We start from the raw sequence: 23,061 nt of genomic DNA, 5'->3' as shown, positions 1-23,061 counted from the left end.
GAGATTCCATCCCGCTCCCGAACGCGCTCAGCTTCGCGCCCAGTCGAGCATCCGTCGATAGACCGGGTCACTCTCGAGGGCTTCGGCGTCACCCACCAGCACGAGGGCTCTCTTTGGCCGCGTGAGCCCGACGTTGATCCGTCGGTAGTCCTCGAAGATCGGGCCGTCGAGGTCGCCGCTCGCGACGAACGAGACGACGATCACTTCCTGACTGGATCCCTGGAAGCGATCGACCGTGTCGACGGTCACGTCGGCGGGAACCCGTCGCTCGATCTCGGAGACCTGCGCCCGAAACGGCGCGATGACGCCGATGTCCTCCCGGTCGAGTCCGGCAGCCTCGTAGGTCTCTATCAGGTCGGCGATTCGAGCCGCTTCCTCGGCGTCGGTGTGGCGTTCCCCGTCGCCAGGGACGTCGACGAACGTGACCGGGTCGCGCCGGTCGGCCGGCAGCGCCGACCGGGAGACGCCGTCGAGATCGTCGAGCGTCCGACTCGCCACGGCCGGCGTCGCCGGACGAAGGCGGCCGTCGTAGAACTCGCGCGACGGAAACGCCTGGATGCGCTGGTTCATCCGATACTGTCGGTCGAGCATGACGCCCGCGTCGGGGTAGGTCTCGACCAGTCGCTCGAACAGCGACTCGACGAGTTCGTTCTCGGCCTGCACCACCGGCGGCAGCTGGTGGTGGTCGCCGACCAGCACGAATCGCTCGGCTAAGTTGATCGCGGCGTACGTTCCCGGTTCCGTGAGCTGGGCGGCCTCGTCGACGAGTGCCACGTCGAACGACTGCTCTTTCATGATCCGGGAGCCACACGTCGCCGTCGTCGCCGCGACGATCTGGGCGTCCTCGAGCGCTCGAACCCGTTCGTCCGGATCACCTTCGCGTTCGAGACGCAAGTGCTGGAGGTCCGATCTGACGCCACTCTCTGTCCCGACCCGGGCGATTCGGTCCGGATCGATACCCGCATCCAGGAGCGCTTCGAGCGCGTTGTCGACCGCCCGGTTGGTAAACGCCGACAGCAGGATTCGCTCGCCCCGCTCGACCATCGCGTCGACGGAGCGAGCGATCGTGTACGTTTTGCCGGTCCCCGGCGGGCCGTGAATCAGCGCACAGTCACGGGCACCGACGGCCTTGCGAACCGCTTCGTCCTGGGCGGCGTTGTTGCCGACGAACGTCTCGTCGAGTGACTCGAATTCTGGTTCGGCGCGTTCGAAGAGGATGTCCTTGCGACGCTCGTCGCCCTTGAGGAGCGCGTCGTGGAGCGCCACGAGGAGCCGATCGGTCGTCAACTCGCTCGGGTAGATATCGATGCGAGCGACCTCGACGGGTTCGTCGGCCGTCAGGACCACGTCCTCGTCCAATCGTTCGATCCGGGCCAGTTCCGCGTCGCCCCCGACTGGTTCGCCGTCGCTCGCGAGGACCAGATCGCCCTCGCGGAACTTGGCAGTTCCCGACGAGCCGCGTCGGGCCCGCAGTTCCCACCGGCCGCCGTCGAGTTCGCGCGCCTCGACGAACTCGAGATCGACGATGGCGCGATCGTCGTCCGCTCGCTCCTCGGGGGTCTGTTCCCAGAGTTTTCCGTACTCGCGATGGACCTCGCGTCGTTCCTCCTCGATCGCGCGATAGAAGCGCTCGAAGTGGTCGAGTTCCGCCTCGGGCAGCGCCTGGCCGACCTGTCCGGCCTTCGACTCCTGATCGAGGCGGCCGGAGACGACCATACAGGTGTCCCGTTCGAAGCAGTACTCACACTTCGCGTCGGCTTCCTTCCCCGTCGGGACCGTCCCCGACGCCTCCATCGCCGCGATCTCGTTCCGGAGCCGGAGGACGTACTCGAGGAGGCCACGACCCATCGAGAAGTCCTTCGCCGGGGTGAGATCGCCCGTCTCCTCGTTCCGGTCGAGCGCCGAGTTCTTCGTGTAGAGCAACGTGCCGGTGTCGATCGAGCCGCCGTGTTCCTCGAGGACGAGCGCGTACAGCGCCGCCTGCACCTTGTCCTTGAATCGGGGCTCCTTGCGCAGGTTCTTGCCGGTCTTGAGTTCGACCGGCGCGCCGCGGCGGATCGCGTCGGCCCGGCCCTTGAGCCCGAACGTCTCACTGATGAGTAGCTGCTCGGAGCGCCAGTCGTCTTCCTCGCTCAACCGGCCCTGTTCGAGCCAGCCCTCGATCGCCGCCGCGTTCTGTCGAACGTCCTCGGCGGCCGACTCGGCCGACTCGCCGAGCAGACCGAGTTCCAGCGCCCGCTCCTCGATGCGCTCGTCGATCGAGGCGTCGAGGTCGCGACCGCGGAGGAGATCGCCGAAGACCTCGTGGACGAGCGTCCCCGTCACGACGGGGTAGTTGAGCGGAACGCCGGAGAGCTTGTTGAGGTAATACAGTCGCGGGCACTGCACCCAGTTGCGGACGTCGGTCACGTCGACGAGGTAGGACGGTTCGACGACGACGTAGGAGTCGGTCGTGGTCGCGTACTGGGTCTCGCCGCGGAACTCGTCGCGTTCGGCCTCGGTCACCACGAGTTCCATCCCCGGTTCGAGCACGTCGGCGGATTCCGTCCACTTGCCCCACAGCGTGACCGTCGTGGCATCGACGTCCGGCCGGTCCGCTTCGACGGCTGATCGAGTCGACGTAGCTGCATCCGTGTCGTGGTCGTGAGTCGCAGTTCCGTCTGCGGATCCATCCGCCGCCGTCGTCCCGTCCGCCAGCCGTACCGGCACCTCGGCCAACTCCCGTTCGCCGGCGCTCGTCGAGACCGTTCGCATCGTCACCTCGCCGACGACCGTTCCACGTACCTTCACGCAGGATACCTGCGCCGGAACCCGAAAAACGCTATCGGTCCCGGTTCCAATTCCGATTCGAGCGGGTTGGCTGCAACTTACTGGGTTCTCTCGCAGTGGGCGCACAGTTCATCCTCGTAGCGGACAACTGGGACGATACAGACGATGTGTCAACGATGGACAGATAGAACCAGAATGGGTTGGTTCGATGAAAGAAACTTGTGAGGCGATGGCAGATTATTCGTCGAATTATTCCGACCATATCTACGAGACAATCGTCAACAACGGCACCGAAAACCGTGATGATTGGGACACCGTCGTCAGAAATACGGCGTATAATTGCGCGTGGTACATGGGAACTTATTCTCGCGGTTCGGTCTACCAATTGTATCTACGGACCTAAGAAACAGGAACTAATAATGGCTGCTTTCACCGATCGCCGATGGCCTCAATACTGATTACGATGAGTACCGGTTTAAGGCGATAACAGTTATTATAAGACCACTGCCACGGTCGTCCGCCGATTACACAGTCATCGTTGGATACAGAATTAGCCATAATCGGTGGGTGTTGCCGAATGAGAAGCGCCGACGACTCGGGTCACCGAGGATATCTGTACCAAAAAGAGCATATGAAATTATCCCCTATGCATTTATTATGAAGCGGAGAGCGTACCTATCGGCAGCGGTCGTCGGCGCAAGTGCCCTCTCGGGGTGTCTGTCGACGCTCCTGGAGTCGGATAGGCCGGACAGGCCGCTGCCGGAGGTTCCCACGGGTTCGTGGACACAATACGGAGCCGATGGGGCAAATTCGTTCGCTCCGAACGTCTCCGCACCCTCGCGGGCGAATTTGGCGTGGACGTCGGAGGCCTACACACGCTGGCAACCCGCTGTTTCCGACGGGACAGTGTACATGATAAGCTCCGACACCAGCGCTGGCGGAAGTGTAATCGCACTAGATGCGCAGGACGGCGCTGAGCAGTGGCAAACCACTTTCGATGCAAGCGAACCCGAGGGAATCGTCGTCGCCGACGACCGATGTATCGTGGCGTACGGCACAAAAGTCGTTGCACTCGGCTCCCGATCTGGCGATCGGATCTGGACACAACCGATACGCGGTCGGTTCTCTTCGGACCCACTCGTCGCAGACGAAACCACCGGAACCGTGCTGGTTGATACCAGTGCTGGTATCGAGGCATTCGGAGCTGCAAACGGCGAGAAACTATGGGAAACCGACATGTTACACCCACTCGTCCATACGCCTGCTGTGTACGACGAGCGCGTGTTCGCCGTCGGGAAGGTGGATGATGTGCCGTCTCTCGTCGCCCTCTCGCTGGACGATAGCTCGGAATGCTGGCGGAGTGAACTCACGTCCGCACCAGAATCTGCCGCGCCCGTCGCGACTCAGGAGGGCGTGTTCGTCTCCGACGGCGAAACGCTCGTCGTCCACGACAGAGAAACCGGCGACCGGCTCCGCGAACTCTACACGTTCTCGCACGACGACGGCAAATACGACATTGAGTTGGTTGCCGTCGACAATGGGACCGTGTTCGTCACCAGCGATAGGGGCGACGCCGTCGCGCTCAACAGCGAAACCGGCACGGAACGATGGCGCCTCGACATTCCAGTTGACTCCGCGCCGGGGGGTATCTGTGTTGGAACTGAAACGGTCCTGTTCCCGATCTACGAGCCCGAATACGCACCCGAGAAGGAGACGATCAGCGCGTTCGATCGTGAATCTGGAGCGCGGCGCTGGCACTACGGTTTAGAGTCGAAGCCTCACTCCGGTCTGACCTCACAACCGGTTCTGGTCGACGGGGCCGTGTTTGTTACAGCCACTCACACCGACGACGGTCTCGGAGTTCTCGGCGACGTACCCGAACTGGAAAGCTAGATTTGGTTTTGATCTATGGTATTTTCCTGAATTGAAGCAAAAGACCTTCCTCAAGGGGCGAGTGAAACGGACGAGCAGGGAACGGATACAGCGTTCACAAGAGCAAGCTCTTGAGTAGCCTCTTGGAGAGCTTTGCTCTCCAATGGTCGGCGAATCAAAGAATTCGCCTCGAAATCAGAAACGCACACGTTTCTGAGGACGTCCCCCGAAATCGTCGCGTTCTGGTGTGCGAACGGGACACAGTCTCGGTACCGCCGCACGGTTCTCACCGTCGAAACATCCAAGGTCACTGGAAAAACCGGAATTCCCACGTGGTGGGGCGGCATCGACGTGGAAATTCTCACGTCCACCCGCGACACCGACGGCTTGGCAGTCGAATCGCCTGACCTGCCCGACGAACGTGAGCAGTTGGAACGCGCTCACGGCACCCTCTCGCGGAGACAATACGGGTCTGTGAATTGGTTGAAACAGCGTTGTTATGGCCGACCGCCACGCCGACCTGAAGCGAAAGCGTCGTGACTTCCCGTACAGACTCTCGGCCTCCGACTCTCAGGTGTACGATTTCTTGGCCGTGGACAATTTGGACGCGACGGCGGTGGACGACCGACCGGGCAACCCGCGGAAGCGAACAGGTACGGCGTCGGGACCGTTCCTTCGGACGCGTGTCTCGACAGACAAGCCGTTGTAGGTGCGCGAACACCCGGGTCCGGCGTGCGGGTTCGAACCGGCTGTTCCAGAGAATGGTCTCAAATGACGGTCACCGGTACCGATGAGCCTCACTGGGACTCAGTTGTACCCGCGCCACTTGTGGCCACACTCGGTGCACTTGAAGAATCGCGTCGGGGGTTCGTCGGCCGATGCCGTCTGCTGGATGTAGTACCACGCCTCTTCTGTGCCACACTGGTCACAGCGGACATCGGTCGCCTTCGGCTTTCCCTCGAAGTCGGCGTTTTCCTCGGTCTCGATCAGCTCGTCGCCCGTCTGCGTCTCCGTCGTGACGAAGTCGGCCTCCCGCTCGCGATCGCGATCGATCGCCGCGCCGCAGGCAGCACAGACCAACTGGTCGCCCTCGGGCTTCATCATCGAACCGCACTCGTCGCAAAACTGCATGCGTGGTAGTAGGCGTCGACGCGTGAAAAGTCCCCTCGTCTCGAGCGACGGGACGGCCGATGCTCGACAGCAGAGCTGCCATCGACACCATCGACCCGAACGCGGCCAAGACGGGACCGAGCCAGCTTCGGACAGCGGACCTGCGTCACCGATCTTCGATCGACTCCTCTTCGAGAACGACCGGACAGTTCGCGACTTTCACCGTCTGGACGTCGACGAGTTCGAGGATCGACGTGCCCTCGTGTTCACAGCGGACGGCCGGTGGGTCGGCAAAGTGAACGCACTGATGGCAGTACCGCCGCTTGTCGATGTCTCGGATCTCTCGCTCGTGAATCTCCCCCGTCGGAGCCTCGTCCGCCGCTTCGAGCTGGGCCCAGACCCGGTCGCCGTCGAGTGTCGCGACGTCCATCTCGTCGAACAGTGCCCGTACCTCGGCGCCGTCCGAACTGGTCGCAGACTCGGTCTGGGACGGCGCTGTGAGATCGTCGGGGCTGTCGATCTCGTGGTCGTCGGCGGCTGACCCATCTACGTTTCCGTTGGCGGCGGATCCATCCACGTTCCCGTCGGCGTCCGGACCAGGCGACAGGTCGTCGGCGAGTTCACCCAGCGGGCTCGTCTCGCCAGCGCTCTCGGGCGCCGTCGGTTCGGTCGCGTCGACGTCACCGTACGTCATGGACGTTCCGTTCGGCTCCGTGGTGTCCGACTCGGATTCGGTCCCCGCCGTCTTGCCCGCCGCGGGCTCGTTCGCCTCCGTTCCCGTCGGTTCCGAGGCGTTTTCCGCTGAGTCGGCATCATCGACCGCCGCCGCCTCGCCAGTAGCCTCGCTCGACGTATCCGATGCGTCGTCAGTCATGGGTTCCCTCGTTCGAGGAGCTGGCGTCAGCATCGGCCGCTTCCTCGAGTCGTTCTCGCTGAGGACCGCCGGGATCCGAATCACCGGGTAGCGCTGGTGGCTCCCCCGTAACCAGCGTGTGCGACCCGAGGATCGACGATCGGCGCTCGACGTCGGCGATCGACGCCCCGCAGTGTGGACAGGTCGGGTTCGTGAGCAACGAAATGTCGACGCTCGATCCACAGTCGGCACACGAGGCGCTCCGGACGTCGAGTCGGTTCGCCGCCAGTTTCAATTCGTCAGCGGCGGCTCGGCGGTTCGCTCGCGCCTGCATCGCCGTTCGCGTGTCGCGGAGATCGAGAACGGCGTTCGCCAGCACGGTCGATCGGTCGGACACCAGTTCGAGGTCCGCAGCGAGCTCGTCGAGGATCGTCTCGTAATTGTCGAACCCCTCGTCGACTCGGTCTGCGAGCGTCTGGAGGCTCGCGTCGATCGCCTCGACGTCGGCCGTGACGGCGTCGATCGTCGACTCTAGCGCGTCGACCGTCTCCGCGTCGGCGTAGCGCTCGTGGTCGTGTTCGAGTGGAGCCCGACCGTCTACCTCGTGTTTGACCTGCACGACGCGGTCGCGGACGTCCTCGACGTGATCGATGAACTCCTCGCGCTGGGCCTCGACGTGGGCTCGAAGCGACGCCAGTTCCTCGGCGTCGGCGAGGTCCTCATCCGCTGAGACATCTCGAACCCCCTGAAGCAGTTGCCGACAGATCGCCTCACGGGACGATCCGTGCCGCGTCGCCTGTTCGTCGAGCCAGTCGCCGACCTCGGGCGGCACCGAAACCGTCATGGTATCGTTTTCGCGCCCGTCGCTGGCCATTTACCGTGCATTGGGCAGTGAAATCCTTAACCGTTGGTCTCGACTCAGCGTTCGAGTCGAGCACTGGCCGCCGAGGGAAGCGCCAGTTGACTGCCTCCACGACGAATCACGGACGCGACGACAGTGACAGCGTTATCGAATCTTCCGGACGTTGCTCACGTCGAACCCGGTGTCGCCGATCTCGGTCTCGAATCGGACGATGTTCTCGTCCTCGAGCCGGGAGAGGACGCCGCGGAACTCCTCGACGACGAGCGTGCGGGCGCGTTCGGAGCCGCCCGTCTCCCACTCGAATAACAAGGTCCCGTCCGCCGCTTCCTTGAGCCGGCCGAGCGTGCGCGTATCGAGCGGTTCGACGTTGACCAGCAAGAGGACGAGCCCGCCCCATCGGTAGGTCGCCCGCGCGAGCCCCTTGAGAAGGAAGGTGAGGTCGGCCGGATCGAACCGGTCGGTCGAGGCCGCGATGAGATCCGTCACGGAGTCGATCACGACCAGGTTTCCCGGCGCGTTCGCCGTGAGATACTCGCTGACGGCCGCCAGTACGTCCCGCCTGTCGGTGGACTCGCCGAGCGCCCTGATATCGGGCGTCCGATCCGAGTACCACTCCGTCGGGACGGGCGAGAGCTGAAAGTACTCCTGTGAGAAGTCGGCGATCGTGAGCTCCGGGGCCGCCGCGTCGACGAGGTCGTCCGCGAGGGCGAAGCGCATCTCGTCGACGACCGCCGCAGACTCGTCCGTGAACGTAACGTAGTGAGCGTCCGCCGGCGGTGACGCCGATCCCTCAAGATCGCCGTAGTAGAGGTCGAAGGTTGCCGAATCCGCCGTCGCGAGCGCGTTCATCGCCGCACTCGTGTAACAGAACTCCCTGGCACCCGCGCCGGATTCGCCGGCGAGCAGAACCACGCTCCCCGCCGGGGCGCCACCACCGATCATCGCGTCGAGGCGGGAGACGCCGAAGGGAATCCGCTCCATAGCCGTCCATCGAACGGCGCCGGGTTAGCTGTTGTGGCACCCCGCAGGAGCGGGTGACCGTAACCGTGGACCAGGATTCGGCTGCCCCTGAGCGGGTAGCCACCTTACTCGTGTACCTGAAACCCGTCCGCAGCCGGACGGGTGACGTACACCGACCCGTCCAGTCCGAGTTCGTCGAGACTGTCACGGGCAAGATTCTCGGCCTCGTCACGGTGGATTCGGTCGGTCACGCCGTAGACCGCCGGGCCCCACGACGACTGGCCGATTCCGGTGAGGACCGGGGCCTCGTCGAGGTGCTCGACGAGGCGACCGGCTGGTGGGCGAAAGACGCCGCCCTGGGTCTCGGTGTACCAGGTCCCGTTCAGGCGGCCGATTCGCTCGACTGCGTCGCCGAAGTCGTCCAGCTGGCCAGCCGCGGCTGCCGGAAGCAGTCGTCTGGTGAGGACACCAGCAATCTCGTCGGCAACACCCGGCGACGCGTCCTCGATGACGGTCCGGATGCTCGCGTCCTCGGCGTCGCCGCTTCGACCCGGCGTCGCGTCCGGAACGACCACGACGAACCGCCACGCCTCCGGGAGGTCGTGACGAGCGACCACCGGCGGGACGGTCCACTCGCCGCGTTCCGGCGGCGCCGTCGTGAATCTTGTCGTCGGGTGGCCGGCATCGACGACGAACCCTCCCGCCTCGAACGTCGCCACACCCACCCCGCTTCGCCCACCGCGTCCCAGTTCGGGGGCGTCGGACCGGATCGCGAGTGGTCGATCGTGGGCGAGTGCGGTCGCCGCGTAGACGGCCAGTGCAAGTTGCGTTCCGCTTCCGAGGCCGACGTGGCGAGGGATCGACGACTCCACCTCGATCTCGACGCCGGACACGCCGAGGCGTTCGACCGCCCGGGTGGCGTACCGGCGAACTGGCTGGCCCGAAGCCGAGACACCGTCGGCCGGTTCGGCACTGATTCGGGTCCGCGGCTCGGCGAGGCCGACGCCAACGCCGCCGTACAGGCGGTCGTGTGCGAGCGAGAGGTTCTGAAACCCGACGTGGAGGCGGGCGCCGGCGCTGACGGTGACCATCGATGGCTCCTAGGCCAGATCGATTCAAGGGGATTTCGCCCGCGTCAACGTCTGCAGGCATCCACGTCCTCCGTCGGTCCGCGGAACGACAGCAGGACGACGAGGGTATACTTATTCCCGTCGGGGCAGAACTCAGCCCGTGATCGTCGTCCGCACGACCGACTTCGAACTCTATCACGGGGTGGTCACGGAGCTTCGCGACCGCGACGTGACGTTCACCACGATCGAACCGGCGCAGCCACTTCCCGACGAGACGACGGTCGTGATCACGGACGCCGCGACCGAGACGACCGACATCGACGCGGACCTCCCGATCGTACCGGGTGACCCGGACTCGCCCCGTCACGCCGTCGATCGCGCGCTCACGCTCACCCGCGGCGATAGCGGGCGGACCATCGTCGGCGTCGATCCCGGCCGAAAACCAGGGGTCGCCGTCCTCGTCGACGATGTCGTCGTCGCGGCCTTTCAGGTGCCACTCGCGGATACCGTCGAAACGATCGAGGCAGAACTCGAGACGGCCGACGATCCGATCGTCCGAATCGGAGACGGCGCCCGGCTACAAGGGACCACGATCGTGAACGACCTTGCCGACGACCTCCGGGTCGAACTGGTCGACGAAACCGGGACCACGCCATATCTGGGGACTGGCGCTCGCGGCATGGGCGACGTCCTCGCCGCGGCCAACATCGCCCGGATCGAGGGCGAATCGATCACCGAACGCGAGTTCGAGCCGACCGCCGGCGAGTTGCAAGCTATCAAAGATCGCTCCCGGGACGCCGGCGAGACGAACCGGGCGATCGACGACCGATTCGCGCGGCAGGTCGCCGCCGGCGAGTTGACGATCGCCGAGGCACTCGCCGCGCATCGAAGGGAGACGAACGACGGCGAATAAGACGCCTGTCGAACGCTTCTCGATCAAAAATCGCGTCCGCAACAGCGGGGTCGAATCGATCAGGACGAGGCGAGCGGTCCGCCGTCAGTCGTCTTCGTCCGACGGGAGCGTGTCGGCGGACTCGCCGGCAGGACCGGTCTTCCCACCATCACTGGCGGCGGCCTGTGCGCCCGGGATGGCGAACGAGACATCGTCCGGCCCCATGTACTTCGTCCAGAGCACGAGCAGGCTCGGCAGGACGAGCACGCTCGCGAGGAACGCATAGATAATCGTCATGCCCGTGATGATACCGAACTGCTGGAGCGGGGGGAGGATGGCGAACGCGAGGACGCCGAACCCGCCGACGGTCGTGGCAGCGCTCCCGAGCAGTGCACCGCCCGTGCCGGTGATCGTCCGGGACATCGCCTCCCAGACCGATCCCGTCCGTTCGAGTTCCAGATTGTAGCGTTCACTGATGTGGATGCTGTAGGCCACGCCGAGCCCGACCGTGAGGCTCGTGATCATCCCCGTCATCACGTTGAACGGAATGCCGGTGAGGTACATCGTCCCCAGAATCCACGAGACGCTGAAGACGACGGGCATCAGCGTGACCGCGCCGAGGGTCGCACTGCCTTCCGTGAGCCGGTAGGTGAGCATGAGGAAGGCGAAGACGGCCACGAGCGTGATCAACAGACTCTCGATGACCGTATCCATCAGCTGGTCGGAGATGATGTCGAACAGGATCGTCTGGCCGGTCGCGGTGGCGGAGACGCCAGCCGTCCCGTCGATACCCGCGGCGATGGTCTGCATCTCGTCCGTGACGTCGCTCATCGCCGCCGTCCCCTGCGTGGAGATGACCATCCTGACACCCTGGTACTCGCCACCGTCGGTCCGATGAATCACGTTGGACGCTTCGGTGGGCGCCGTCGCGAACAGGGCATCGTAGACTCCCTCGACGTTCTGGTCTGGCACCATGTCGCCGTTGGTGTCTGCCGCGGTGAGCGTCGCGTTGAACGACTCGTTCTCCGCGGCGACCGCCTGCATCGTTCGAATCGGACTCTCGAGGTCGGCGTCACCGCTCCCGAGCGTCGCGACGACGCTGTTGTTCGCGGCTTCGCCCTCGGCGTCGTGGATCCGCTTAAGCGTCTGTGGATCCGTGACGCCGTCACCCTGCACGACGATCTGGGCCTGAGCGTCCTCGCGGACGAAGTGCTGGTTGACGTAGTCCAGGTTCTCCTTCATCGTGTACTCGGCCGGTTTGAACGGTTCCGGCAGGTTCTTCGTCCACTCCGGTGGGTCCTCGGCGATGAAGTCCTCCTGATCGAAGGTCGTGTCGACCTGCGTCGCGCCGTAGGCACCGCCGGCGCTCACGAGCAGTGCGATGAGGATGACGGCGATTGGGGCGCGTCGTGCAGCCGCCGAACCGACACCGAGTACCTGACTGAATCTGCCGCCGCCGGTCCCGAACGCCCGCTTCTTGCGATCGAACCCGCGATTCTCGAGGAACTCGTCGAGTTCGACTTTGATCGCCGGGATCAGCGCGCCGAAGATCAACAGCGCGGCCGTGATCCCGGCCGCGCTCACCACACCGAAGTCCTGAATCGGCGGGACGGGACTGGTGAGGTTCGAGAGGAACCCGATCACGGTCGTCGCGGTCACCCAGACGAGGGCGATCCCGACACCGACGAGCGCGGTCCGCATCGAGCCGCGAGAGTCCTCCTCGTCGTACGCCCCACCGTCGTGGCGCTGCTCGCGGTGGCGCATGAAGATGTGGATCGCGTAGTCGATCGAGAGCCCGATCAATAGGACGGGAACGGCGATGAAGATCTGGTTGAAACTGATCCCCAGCCAACCCATGAAGCCGAACGTCCAGACGAGGACGGCGATGATACCGAAGAGCCCCAGCAGGATGTCGAGAACGTCACGGTAGGCGACGATCAGCGCGAGGACGACGAACAACAACGCGAGCGGCCCGACGATGGCCAAGCTGTCGCCCATCGAGTTGTTGATCTCCTCGGTCATGACGCCGCCGCCGAAGATCATGACCTCGGTTCCGGGGGCGTCGTCCGCGTTCGCGATCGACCGCATCTCGAGCTGGGCGTCGACGATCGACTGCGGCATCGAACCCGGCTGTGAACCACCGCCTCCACCCTCCATCTGGTGGGTGACGAGCATCATCGTCGCGTTCGCGCTCGTCGAACCGACGTCGTAATCGACCGGCATGAAGGCGAGACCGTTCAACTGGCCCGCTCCCTCTTCGCTGAGGACGGTTCCGAGCGCTCGGTCGAACGTCGTCTCATTCATCGCCTCGATCGCCGCGATCTGGTCGGTGATCGGCGGTGCCGAACCGTTCTGCAAGGCAGCCTGTCGTTCCTGCAGCCGCTCGCTGCGTTCGGTCAGTTGTGCGTACTCGTCCTCGAGGACGCCCTGCGTACCGAGCTGGTAGGCCGACTCGACCTGCGACTCGTTTTCGGCGCTCTGGAGCATCCCGGCGGCCTGCTCGAACGTCTGGTAGTGCGAGTCGGTCAAGGTGACGGGCGAATTCTGGTTCGCCGATTCGAACGCATCACGCGCCGACGACTCCCCGTCCCGGATCGAATCGAGCGACGCGCGCAACGCCTCCGCAGTCGCGTTCAGTTCGGCCTGGCGCTGTCTGACGGCGGCAGCTTCTTCCTGTAACTCGCGCTGTTGTTCGCCAGAGATCGCCGCGATGGCGACGAGATTCGCGACGCCGACCGAGGGCTGCTCGTCGGAGAGCGTCCGATTGATCGTCGGTTCGTCTCTGAAGGACTGCTGGAGTTCGAGCTGCGAGACGAAAGCGTCCTTCGTGAGAACGTTGTCCCCCCTGACGATCACCTGCGCCGAGGTTCCGTTCTCGTTTCCACTATCGAAATTGTTCTGCGCGTAGGAGAGCGCCTTCGATTGCTCCGAGTCACCCTGGAAGGTATCGAGCGAGGACGTCTGGTCCACCATCCCAGCGCCCGCACCCATGATCACGGTGAGGACCAGCATAACCGCGATCACCGCTCTGGAGTGATCCATAATCGTTCCGGCGAGACGGTCCATCCAGCTCATGGGAGAACCGCCCCTCCAGTGGTCGTCGCTTCGATTACCCGTCGTTGGTCGGCAGTCATCTTGTGACTGAATATTCAATCAGCACTTAAGAACTTTCTCACTTCACGTGCTCACCAGAAGTGTGGAGTGGTAACTCACCACCACCACCACCATCATCACTACGGCACACCCTGGACAGCTCGGCGCCGATACCCGGCTTGCAGCCAATCTCGACGATCGTCTTTACCCAACCCGTCTGTGGCCCGACCCAACGTGGTGACTGACTATTCAATCAATTTTTATAGCCAGCGCTGATAGGGGACCTATCATGGACTGTAGGACGTGTTCGCTCACCCTCCGGCACGCAAACCGCCGTGAGTTGCGATGAACCAGGGAACTTCGTTTCTCGACGATCCGGACGATACCCGGGAAGCGATCATGCGCGCAACCTACGTCGCACTCGGAAAGCACGGCTACTCGGATCTGACGATCCAGCGAATCGGTGACGAATTCTCGAAGAGCAAGTCGTTGCTGTACCACCACTACGACAGCAAAGACGATCTACTGCTCGACTTTCTCGAGTTTATGCTGACCCAGCTCGAAGAGCAGTTGCCGGTGTACAAGGATAGCGGCGCCGACGACCACATTCAGGATATCGTCGATCAGACCTTCGTCTTCGGCGGAACTCACACTAGCGACGACTTCGCTCGCGCGATCCTCGAACTGCGTACACAGGGAGCCAACGACGACGCGTTCCGTTCGTACTTCACCCGCAGCGATCAGTTCGTCCGAAAACACGTGGCCCACACGATTCGATCCGGCATCGAGCAGGGAATCTTCCGGGACGTCGATCCACAGGAGACGGCGGCACTGTTTCAACTCACATTTGTCGGGACGATGACTCAGCGCGTGACGAGTGACGACGACGTCCTCGAAGATGCACGCGCCGAGTTCGAACGGTACGTCCGCGAGTGTCTGCTGGCCGAGTGATCAGTGCTGACCTGTAAGTTTCTGCCCGGCAAGTGTACGTTCGAACCCACGAGTGAGCGATCGGGTGATCGGCTCACAGAGCCCAGTCTTGCACTACCAGCGTTCCCGCACCGCAGTACGCCTGTCGGGACTATTTCAGGGAAACAGCGGGCCGACACTCAACGGGACAGACAGTTGTCGTGCACGGCTCGGTACAGAGAACAGCGAGGCACACGGTTCCACAGACAGTAACAGCGAACTGGATTCGTCAGTGCTGGGAGCCGCCAGATGACCGGGTATTCGGATCGCCCCATCCCGACGGAGCCGGCGGTTCACGGTGAAAGCGGTGAGCGACACGGTGGGCAAGCATTTGGATTGGACAGGTATCTACGCAGCCAAAAATGACAGCATAGCCACCAATCAGCCAGAGAGATGGACATGGAGAGCACAGAAAGCCGGGTAGCGCCCTTAAATCGGGTGAATTAGGCACCCATTTAAATATTGTATCGAGAACTGCAACAACAGATTTTGGTATAGCATTATAAAGTTTATTTGTCGGCGATATCCGACCCCACTTATAGAATCGAGGGCTCTCGTCGAGCCAGCACGAACCGTCCGATAGCGCCCCGTTTCGGCAGGGGGCGAAAGTAGTAACAATCGAAATCGGGGAAAAGAGGGAAAATTGGTGGACGACGGAGACTAATCAGAAGACGAGAAGGGGCGAGCGCGAGGATATGCGCCGAACGCAAAACCCGATCGAGCACTCGACGGCCACTATCGAACGATCCGGTCGGAACAGCATATCGAGGCGACAATATCGTATCGTTCGTCCGATGGGTGGCAAAACTGCTCACGCAGCCGATCGAGTCGATCGGAGTAGCCGACCCGATCGTTCGATGTCGGGCAGTTCCAATCGAGCAGCCCGAGCAACCGAACGGGAGTATTCTCCGACAGCGCTACGCCCAGACGGTACGAGGATAGCAAGATGTCCAGGGCAGTAGAACGAGATCGATCGCCTTCGTACGATCTTCGGCATGCGTGTACGCGTTGAACCAATTCCCCGGCACTGACAGGGCAACCCGGTCAGGGCACACGAGGGCAGTAACCCTAAGGGCGTTCGAGTACCAGTAGCACACGTGAGTGTGAGTGCAGTACCGTGAGCAAAAGAGCTATCCGGCGAGCAACCGGAGTACCGTCAACGTCGTCCACCACAACCTATGAATGAAGTGCAACTGGAGGTCGCGAAGGCGTATCCCAACGACTCGGGCCGTGGCATCGCCCGGCTCGACCCCGATACGCTGCTGCACCTGAAGCTGAGTCCGGGAGATATCATCGAGATCGAAGGGGCGAACACCACCGCTGCCAAGGTCTGGCGAGCCGATCGACAGGACTGGAACACGGACACAGTCCGGATCGACGGCTTCACGCGCCAGAATGCGGAGGTCGGTATCGGCGAGCGCGTCACGATCCGCAAGGCCGAGGCCACGAAAGCCGAGTCGCTCGTCCTCGCCCCGCCGGAAGAGGCGTCCGTCCAGTTCGGTTCGGACGCCGCAGGGATGGTCAAGCGCCAGATCCTGAAACGGCCGGTCGTCGAACGAGACATCGTCCCGGTGATGAGCTCGACGAACCACCCGTTCATGCGCTCGCCGGGGCAGGCGATCCCGCTCATCTCCGTCGAGACCGAACCCGACGGCGTCGTCCTCATCACCGAGGACACGGACGTCGAACTCCGCGAAGAGCCGATCTCCGGCTTCGAGAAGACCGGCGGCGGCATCACCTACGAGGACATCGGCGGCTTACAGAACGAGATCCAGCGGGTCCGGGAGATGGTGGAACTCCCGATGAAGCACCCGCAGATCTTCAAGAAACTAGGCATCGAGCCGCCCCAGGGCGTCCTCTTACACGGCCCGCCCGGCACCGGGAAGACGCTGCTCGCGAAGGCCGTCGCCAACGAGACGTCGGCCTCGTTCTTCTCGATCGCTGGCCCCGAGATCATCTCGAAGTACTACGGCGAGTCCGAACAGCAACTCAGGGAAATCTTCGAGGACGCCAGCGAGGAGTCTCCGGCGATCATCTTCATCGACGAACTCGACTCCATCGCGCCCAAGCGCGAGGACGTCACCGGCGAGGTCGAACGCCGCGTCGTCGCCCAGTTGCTGACGATGATGGACGGCCTCGAATCCCGTGGCCAAGTCATCGTCATCGCGGCGACCAACCGCGTCGACAGCGTCGACCCCGCCCTCAGACGCCCGGGCCGGTTCGACCGTGAGATCGAGATCGGCGTCCCCGACGAGACGGGCCGCGAGGAGATCCTCCAGATCCACACGCGTGGCATGCCGCTTTCCGACGACGTCAACCTCTCTCGACTAGCCGACGACACGCACGGCTTCGTCGGCGCCGACATCGAGAGTCTCACCAAGGAAGCTGCGATGAAGGCACTACGTCGCTACCTGCCGGAGATCGATCTGGACGAAGAGGACATCCCGCCGAGCCTCATCGACCGGATGATCGTCAAACGCGACGACTTCGGCGGCGCACTGAACGAGGTCGAACCCTCCGCGATGCGCGAGGTTCTGGTCGAGCTCCCGAAAGTCTCCTGGGACGACGTCGGCGGCCTCCACGAGGCCAAAGAACAGGTCCAGGAGTCCGTCGAGTGGCCGCTCAACGACCCCGAGAAGTTCGGCCGCCTCGGCATCGACCCGCCGGCGGGCGTCCTGCTGTACGGTCCGCCCGGCACCGGGAAGACGCTGATGGCGAAGGCCGTCGCCAACGAGACGAACGCCAACTTCATCTCTGTGCGCGGCCCGCAACTGCTCTCGAAGTGGGTCGGCGAGTCCGAGAAGGCCATCCGCCAGACGTTCCGGAAGGCCCGGCAGGTCTCCCCGACCGTCATCTTCTTCGACGAGCTTGACGCACTCGCGCCGGGCCGCGGCGGCGAAGTTGGCTCGAACGTCTCCGAGCGCGTCGTCAACCAGCTGCTAACCGAACTCGACGGGCTCGAAGACATGGGTGACGTGATGGTCATCGGGGCGACGAATCGCCCGGACATGATCGACCCGGCGCTGCTTCGATCTGGCCGCTTCGACCGCCTCGTCATGATCGGCGAACCCGACACGGACGGTCGCGAGCGTATCCTCGAGATCCACACCGAGGACATGCCGCTGGCGGCCGACGTCAGCCTGCGCGAGATCGCCGAGATCACCGACGGCTACGTCGGTTCCGACCTCGAGTCCATCGGTCGCGAGGCGGCGATCGAAGCCCTGCGCGACGACGACGAGGCCGAGGTCGTCGAGATGCGCCACTTCCGACAGGCACTCGAGAACGTCCGACCGACGATCACCGAAGACATCCTCGAGTACTACGAGGGAATCGAAGACCAATTCCGCGGCGGCACCGCCACGCGACCGGCGAGCGGTCGCCGTGGCAGCCGGATCGGCTTCCAGTAGCACACTCGATCGGCACGATTTCTGCCGCACACGGTTCGACGAATTCTCCGGTCTCGACTCGCCTCAGTCTACTCGATACGTCTCTGGCTACACGATACGTCTCAGCGTACCCGGTTCGTCTCAGCCTACGCCTCTCGTCGAAACTCCAGTTCCCCATTTCACTTCCTTCGCACCAACCCCCAGGAGTTGCGATTCGCGGAGGCGTCAGGCTCGCAACTTGGCGAGTTCGCGGGTGATCGCTCGCCGTTTCACCAGTAAGAATCCACAGAAGATGAAGACGAACCCGACGACCGTGGCCGCATCCACCGGCTGGTCGAGGTAGAACCAGCCGACGACGGCGGCCACGATCGGGGCGACGTAGGAGACCATGTTGATCTCGACGGCGCCGAGGCGGTCGAGCAGGTCGAAGTAGATGAGAAACCCGATCGCACTCGAGAAGATCGAGAGATACGCGAGTGCGCCGATTGCTTCCAGATGCGCCCAGTCGGCGATAGCAAAGGACTCGCCGAGCCCGGCGCTCAGCACGTGTAAGATCGCGGCGCCACCGAGCATCGACCAGGCTTCCATCGCCTCGATCTCGAGGTCGGCATCGAGCCGGCGGGTGAGGACGCTTCCGAGTGCGAACGCTGCGGCGGCACCGAAGACGAGGAGGTTCGCGACCGTATCCGTCGTCACCACGTTCGACGGGTCCGGCCGGGAGATGACGAGCACACCGACGAGCCCAAGCCCGACGCCGACCACGCCGATCCGGGACAGCGCGTCCTGGGGAACGAGTGCGCGCGCGAACCCGGTTGTGAGAACCGGCGACAGACTGACGAGGACGGCAGCGGCCGCCGCCGTCGTGTTGAGCTGGCCGACGAAGAGAAAGGCGTGGTACACCGCGATCATCAACACGGCCCCGGCACCCACGGTTAGCCACGCTTGCCGTCCGCGGGGGAGCGGGTCGTCGGCGACGACGAGCGCGTACGCGAGCATGATGACCCCCGCAACGTCGTACCTGACTGCAGCGAAGAGGACGGGTGGCAGGTAGGTCAGTCCGGCGTCGATAGCCACGAACGCGGACCCCCAGGCGAACGCGAGAACGAGAAACAGGGTTGTCGTACGGTACTGACTCACGCCTGAGCGTGCGCAGCAACGGGACGTAGAAGTTTCGATTCGAAGCCCGACGAGGTTGTCACGATAGCTGGCCGAGTCCGTGCGAATGGTGAGAGGGATCGCGGACCGACGGAGCAGGCCGACCGGATCGGCCACGGTGTGACAATTGTGCGGGCTGACGAATCGAGAAGCAGACCGGCGGAACTGCTGTTATCTCTCCAGGAGCCCCGTTGGGACGAACGGAGCAATGTCGTCGTGATCGAAGGCGACGTAGTCGTTGTTCAGTCGGCGACAGAACACGCGCAAGGCGCCGTCGTCGACGATGGTATCGAGGGCCTCTCGTGACCGGGCCAGTTCGTAGTACGCCGGAACGAAAACGGCGGTTTCGGCGTCTGGATCTCGTTCGACGATCAGCAGATAGTACAGGCCGGCTGATTCGGCGGCGAACACCTCGCTCGTCGAAAAGGTGTGCGACGACGCGAGCGACTCGAGTTGTTCGTACTCGGGACCGGAGAGCAACACGTCGAGTCCGGTCCGACGGTCACTATCGACGAGGACGGAATCACCCGGGTGGAGTTCGAGTGTCTGCCACCCGTCGTCGCGATACGCCTCGGCGGTCGACGTCATGTCGTCGAGAACCGATTGCCAGCCGTCGGTCTCTCGAATGGCCTCGGGAACACCCTGTCCCGGGTTATCGTTCATGTCTCCCTCCCGGCCCGCTGCAGGGATAAACGTTACTCACACAGTGAGACGACGGATGGCGTGACGAGTGGACCGAACCAAGTGATTTCAGTACAGGCTCCAAAAGGTATTTCTTGACTGCCCTGCGATACCGTGCCAGTGACTGATCTCCTATCCCTTTCGAACGTGCGGACACAGTTCAGAACGAATCGAGGTGACGTAAAAGCCGTCGACGGCATCGACCTCACGATCGCGGAGGGCGAAACGGTTGGCCTCGTCGGAGAATCCGGGTCGGGCAAGAGCGTCACGGCACTCTCGGCGATGGATCTCGTCGACGAGCCAGGTGAAATCGTCGACGGGCGCGTCACGTTCCGGGAGCCGGCCCTGGCAGCCGAACTGGCCGACGAGTTCGACGATGTCGTCTCCTCCTATCCGGTCGAGCTGATCGAAGCGGTCTGGGCCGTTTCCGACGATCTCAGGAGCGAGCGCGACTCGGGAACCGCCCCAGAGGAGTTGCGCGCTATCGCCGACGATCTGACCGACGGAACCGCTGCGAGTACGGATTCGACTGACTTCGCTTCGGCGCTCGAGAACGCCGCCTCACTCGCAGCCGACGGCCACGAAGACGCCGCTGATGCGGTCGAAAACGCCGTCAGCGAGGCGACTGACGGATACGTCTACATCGACACCGACGCACTCGAACGCTACACCGAAGCGGGCGCCACTGGGACGCTCGTCGGCGAGTCACGAGCTGCTGGGACCGACGAAATCGGCCCTGACGACAGCGTCGACGCCGATGTCGACCGAATCGAACTCGACGACGCCATCGTCAATCTGACCGAAGCCCCCGAAGAGGCGATGCGACGAGCTCGCGGCGGGTCGATGGGGATGATCTTCCAGGACCCGATGACCTCCCTGAACCCCGCCGTATCCGTCGGCGAGCAGGTCGCCGAGTCGCTCCGGATGCACCAGTACGGCGGCCAAAAAAAGGACTCCTGGCTGAACGCGATCCGCGAAATTCTCCCCAAGATCGGCGGTCGAGATATCGACGAGGAGATCACCGAAGACGTCGTCGAGATCCTGACCGAGGTCGGTATTCCGGAGGCGACGACGAGACTCGAAGAGTACCCCCACGAATTCTCCGGCGGCATGCGCCAGCGCGTCCTCATCGCGATCGCGCTCGCGTGCCGGCCGAGCCTCCTCATCGCCGACGAACCAACGACCGCACTCGACGTGACGATCCAGGCGCAGATCCTCGATCTGATCGACGACTTGCAGGCCGAGTTGGGCACGTCGGTCCTGATGATCACCCACGACCTGGGCGTCGTCGCCGAAACCTGTGATCGCGTCGCGGTCATGTACGCAGGCGAGATCGTCGAGGAGGGCCCGGTCGAAGAGATCTTCCACAACCCGAGTCATCCATACACCTACACGTTACTCGAGTCTATCCCGACCGAGGAGAAAGATCGATTGACCCCGATCGAGGGGAACGTCCCCGACCTCATCGACATGCCCGAGGGGTGTCACTTCGCCGATCGCTGTCCTTGGGCCCAGCCCGAGTGTCGCGAGGGCGAAATCCCGTTCATGGACCACGGTCCCGCAGACGTCGACCACCGGTCGAAGTGTATTCTCGAAGACTTCGACGAGAGCGAGTACGGAACCGCGGGGACGACTGCGGACTCGACGACCGATATCGGCGAGCCTCTCGTCGAGATCGACGACATGCGCAAGTATTACGAGCAGGAAGACGGCCTCCTCGATCGGTTCTTCCCCGGGGAACAACCGAGTGTCAAAGCCGTCGACGGCGTGAGTTTCGACGTTCGCGAGGGAGAAACACTCGGGCTCGTCGGCGAGTCGGGGTGTGGAAAGTCGACCGCCGGGCGCGCGCTGTTGCATCTCGATCCGCCGACCGACGGGACCGTCGTCTTCGCTGGTGAGGACCTCGGCAGCCTCTCGAAATCTGAACTCCGGGAGACCCGCAAGGACATGCAGATGGTCTTCCAGGACCCGATGTCGAGTCTGGACCCGCGGATGACCGTCGGACAGACCGTCATGGAACCGCTGAAGATCCACGGTCTTCCCGAAAGCGATCCGGACGTCGAGACCAGTGCCGACCTGACGGTCTCCGGCCTGTCGCCCGACGCAGTCACCGTCGAAGTCGCCGATAACGTCGACGGGCTGCTCGGGAGCGACGGCGGCCACTGCGTCGTTCCCGTGGCCGTTACGATCGAGAACGACGAGGTTCACGTCAACGCCGCCGGTAAACTCGACGTCTCGACGGACGTCACCCGCGAGGGGACGGAGATTACGAGTGTTCACGTCGCGGTAACGGCTGGCAGTTCGAAACGCCGACGTCGACGGAACCGCGTCGTCCAATTGCTCGAAGAAGTCGGTCTCGATCCGAGTCAGTACGACCGGTACCCACACGAACTCTCCGGTGGCCAGCGCCAGCGCGTCGGCATCGCCCGCGCGCTCGCGGTCGATCCCGATTTCATCGTAGCCGACGAACCGGTGTCGGCACTCGACGTCTCCGTGCAGGCCCAGATCATCAACCTCATGGAGGACCTGCAAGAGGAGTTCGGCCTCACGTACCTCTTCATCGCTCACGACCTCTCCGTCGTCCGCCACATCTCCGACCGGGTAGCCGTGATGTACCTCGGCGAGATCGTCGAGGTCGCCGAGACGAAGGAACTGTTCGCCGATCCCCAACACCCCTACACTAACGCCTTGCTCTCGGCGATCCCAGAGCCGGATCCGCTCGCCGACACGAGCGACCGGACGATTCTCGAGGGTGACGTGCCGTCGCCGATCGATCCACCCTCTGGCTGTCACTTCCGGACGCGCTGTCCGGCCGTGATCCCACCGGACGACCTGGACATCGAGCAGGAGCGATATCGCGAGGTGATGTTCTATCGCCAACGCGTCGAGGAACGCGACATCGATTTGGAGGCGATTCGGATGGAAGGGCCGCGGAAGTCGGCGGAAGCGACTGCCGTCGCCGACGGCGGCAACGAATTCCACGATGCGCTCGCCACCGAGTTCTTCTCCGGACCGCTCTCGGGCCGTGCCAAGACCGCGGTCGAAGCGTCGTTCGACCACCTCGAGAACGACGAGTGGGTCGACGCCGAATCAGTCCTTCGCGAGACCTTCGAGAGCGTCTGTGAACGCGAGAAGCCGAAGACGGGCGAGGAAGCGCACCCGGTCGCGTGCCATCTCGTCGGGCCGCAGTAGGACGAGGCTCCGGGCGCCTCCCAATCGCCTCCACACTGTTGCACTCTGCACACCAGCAGTCTCGGGCTCGCCGGAAATCGAGTCCATCGTGAAAAGTCCGCATCAAGTGCCGGCGAAATTCAACGAAGACAGCAGCCACAGACAGCCTTACCGGAGTGGGACACAATCCCACGCATCGGTAGCCTTATCTATGTCGC

At 63.5% G+C, this 23,061-nt stretch carries 14 protein-coding genes; 5 read left to right on the top strand and 9 right to left on the bottom strand.

The features are described 5' to 3' along the window. Nucleotides 1-27 precede the first annotated feature (27 nt). Complete coding sequence (locus C479_RS14305; RefSeq protein WP_007704038.1) at nucleotides 28-2,790, bottom strand: AAA domain-containing protein; 2,763 nt, start codon at nucleotides 2,788-2,790, stop codon at nucleotides 28-30. A gap of 636 nt (nucleotides 2,791-3,426) precedes the next feature. Here C479_RS14305 and C479_RS14300 point away from each other — a divergent pair. Next, a complete protein-coding gene (locus C479_RS14300; RefSeq protein ID WP_049907360.1) occupies nucleotides 3,427-4,662 on the top strand; it encodes an outer membrane protein assembly factor BamB family protein in 1,236 nt (411 codons plus the stop codon). Between the two features lie 786 nt (nucleotides 4,663-5,448). Here the strand turns inward: C479_RS14300 and C479_RS14290 are convergent. From C479_RS14290 to C479_RS14270, 5 genes are all read right to left on the bottom strand, one after another. Further along, entirely contained in the window at nucleotides 5,449-5,772 is a 324-nt protein-coding gene (locus C479_RS14290) for a transcription factor S (RefSeq protein WP_007704023.1), read from the bottom strand. Nucleotides 5,773-5,917: 145 nt separating this feature from the next. Then, nucleotides 5,918-6,625 (bottom strand): hypothetical protein, encoded by a 708-nt coding sequence (locus tag C479_RS14285; protein WP_007704019.1) that lies wholly within the window; start codon nucleotides 6,623-6,625, stop codon nucleotides 5,918-5,920. After that, nucleotides 6,618-7,478 carry a hypothetical protein gene (locus C479_RS14280; RefSeq protein ID WP_007704018.1) on the bottom strand — a complete coding sequence of 287 codons (861 nt, stop codon included), beginning with the start codon at nucleotides 7,476-7,478 and terminating at the stop codon, nucleotides 6,618-6,620. The genes C479_RS14285 and C479_RS14280 overlap by 8 nt, the downstream gene beginning before the upstream one ends. A gap of 132 nt (nucleotides 7,479-7,610) precedes the next feature. Continuing rightward, nucleotides 7,611-8,447 carry an RAD55 family ATPase gene (locus C479_RS14275; RefSeq protein WP_007704016.1) on the bottom strand — a complete coding sequence of 279 codons (837 nt, stop codon included), beginning with the start codon at nucleotides 8,445-8,447 and terminating at the stop codon, nucleotides 7,611-7,613. A 104-nt stretch (nucleotides 8,448-8,551) separates the two neighbouring features. After that, nucleotides 8,552-9,517, bottom strand: coding sequence for a beta-ribofuranosylaminobenzene 5'-phosphate synthase family protein (locus C479_RS14270; protein WP_007704014.1), 966 nt, complete (start codon nucleotides 9,515-9,517; stop codon nucleotides 8,552-8,554). 139 nt (nucleotides 9,518-9,656) lie between these two features. Here C479_RS14270 and C479_RS14265 point away from each other — a divergent pair, with 139 nt between their 5' ends. Continuing rightward, nucleotides 9,657-10,409, top strand: a complete 753-nt coding sequence (locus C479_RS14265) for a hypothetical protein (RefSeq protein WP_007704012.1) — start codon at nucleotides 9,657-9,659, stop codon at nucleotides 10,407-10,409. 84 nt (nucleotides 10,410-10,493) lie between these two features. Here the strand turns inward: C479_RS14265 and C479_RS14260 are convergent, their stop codons facing one another. Next, nucleotides 10,494-13,463: an MMPL family transporter gene (locus C479_RS14260; protein ID WP_007704010.1), complete on the bottom strand. Its 2,970-nt coding sequence runs from the start codon at nucleotides 13,461-13,463 to the stop codon at nucleotides 10,494-10,496. A 363-nt stretch (nucleotides 13,464-13,826) separates the two neighbouring features. Here C479_RS14260 and C479_RS14255 point away from each other — a divergent pair, with 363 nt between their 5' ends. Then, nucleotides 13,827-14,432: a TetR/AcrR family transcriptional regulator gene (locus tag C479_RS14255; RefSeq protein WP_007704007.1), complete on the top strand. Its 606-nt coding sequence runs from the start codon at nucleotides 13,827-13,829 to the stop codon at nucleotides 14,430-14,432. A gap of 1,196 nt (nucleotides 14,433-15,628) precedes the next feature. Then, on the top strand, nucleotides 15,629-17,857 hold the full coding sequence (locus C479_RS14250) for a CDC48 family AAA ATPase (RefSeq protein ID WP_007704005.1): 2,229 nt from the start codon (nucleotides 15,629-15,631) through the stop codon (nucleotides 17,855-17,857). 204 nt (nucleotides 17,858-18,061) lie between these two features. Here C479_RS14250 and C479_RS14245 read toward each other — a convergent pair whose 3' ends face one another. After that, complete coding sequence (locus C479_RS14245) at nucleotides 18,062-18,973, bottom strand: DMT family transporter (protein WP_049907357.1); 912 nt, start codon at nucleotides 18,971-18,973, stop codon at nucleotides 18,062-18,064. Between the two features lie 189 nt (nucleotides 18,974-19,162). Further along, entirely contained in the window at nucleotides 19,163-19,654 is a 492-nt protein-coding gene (locus C479_RS14240) for a DUF7529 family protein (RefSeq protein ID WP_007704003.1), read from the bottom strand. A 138-nt stretch (nucleotides 19,655-19,792) separates the two neighbouring features. On the opposite strand from C479_RS14240, the gene C479_RS16955 reads away from it, so the two are divergent. After that, the gene (locus tag C479_RS16955) at nucleotides 19,793-22,864 is read left to right on the top strand and encodes a dipeptide ABC transporter ATP-binding protein (RefSeq protein WP_049907356.1); all 3,072 of its coding nucleotides are present in this window, start codon (nucleotides 19,793-19,795) and stop codon (nucleotides 22,862-22,864) included. The last annotated feature ends 197 nt before the right edge of the window (nucleotides 22,865-23,061 follow it).

The organism is Halovivax asiaticus JCM 14624, from assembly GCF_000337515.1.
GTDB lineage: Archaea > Halobacteriota > Halobacteria > Halobacteriales > Natrialbaceae > Halovivax > Halovivax asiaticus.
Note: the sequence above shows the minus strand (reverse complement) of the source record. Positions and strands in the feature narration are given on the sequence as shown.

Bases quoted from the DNA above. Each gene is read 5' to 3' on its own strand.
- C479_RS14300 (WP_049907360.1), top strand. From the start codon at position 3,427: ATGAAGCGGAGAGCGTACCTATCGGCAGCGGTCGTCGGCGCAAGTGCC.
- C479_RS14290 (WP_007704023.1), bottom strand. From the start codon at position 5,772: ATGCAGTTTTGCGACGAGTGCGGTTCGATGATGAAGCCCGAGGGCGAC.
- C479_RS14285 (WP_007704019.1), bottom strand. From the start codon at position 6,625: ATGACTGACGACGCATCGGATACGTCGAGCGAGGCTACTGGCGAGGCG.
- C479_RS14280 (WP_007704018.1), bottom strand. From the start codon at position 7,478: ATGGCCAGCGACGGGCGCGAAAACGATACCATGACGGTTTCGGTGCCG.
- C479_RS14275 (WP_007704016.1), bottom strand. From the start codon at position 8,447: ATGGAGCGGATTCCCTTCGGCGTCTCCCGCCTCGACGCGATGATCGGT.
- C479_RS14270 (WP_007704014.1), bottom strand. From the start codon at position 9,517: ATGGTCACCGTCAGCGCCGGCGCCCGCCTCCACGTCGGGTTTCAGAAC.
- C479_RS14260 (WP_007704010.1), bottom strand. From the start codon at position 13,463: ATGAGCTGGATGGACCGTCTCGCCGGAACGATTATGGATCACTCCAGA.
- C479_RS14255 (WP_007704007.1), top strand. From the start codon at position 13,827: ATGAACCAGGGAACTTCGTTTCTCGACGATCCGGACGATACCCGGGAA.
- C479_RS14250 (WP_007704005.1), top strand. From the start codon at position 15,629: ATGAATGAAGTGCAACTGGAGGTCGCGAAGGCGTATCCCAACGACTCG.
- C479_RS14240 (WP_007704003.1), bottom strand. From the start codon at position 19,654: ATGAACGATAACCCGGGACAGGGTGTTCCCGAGGCCATTCGAGAGACC.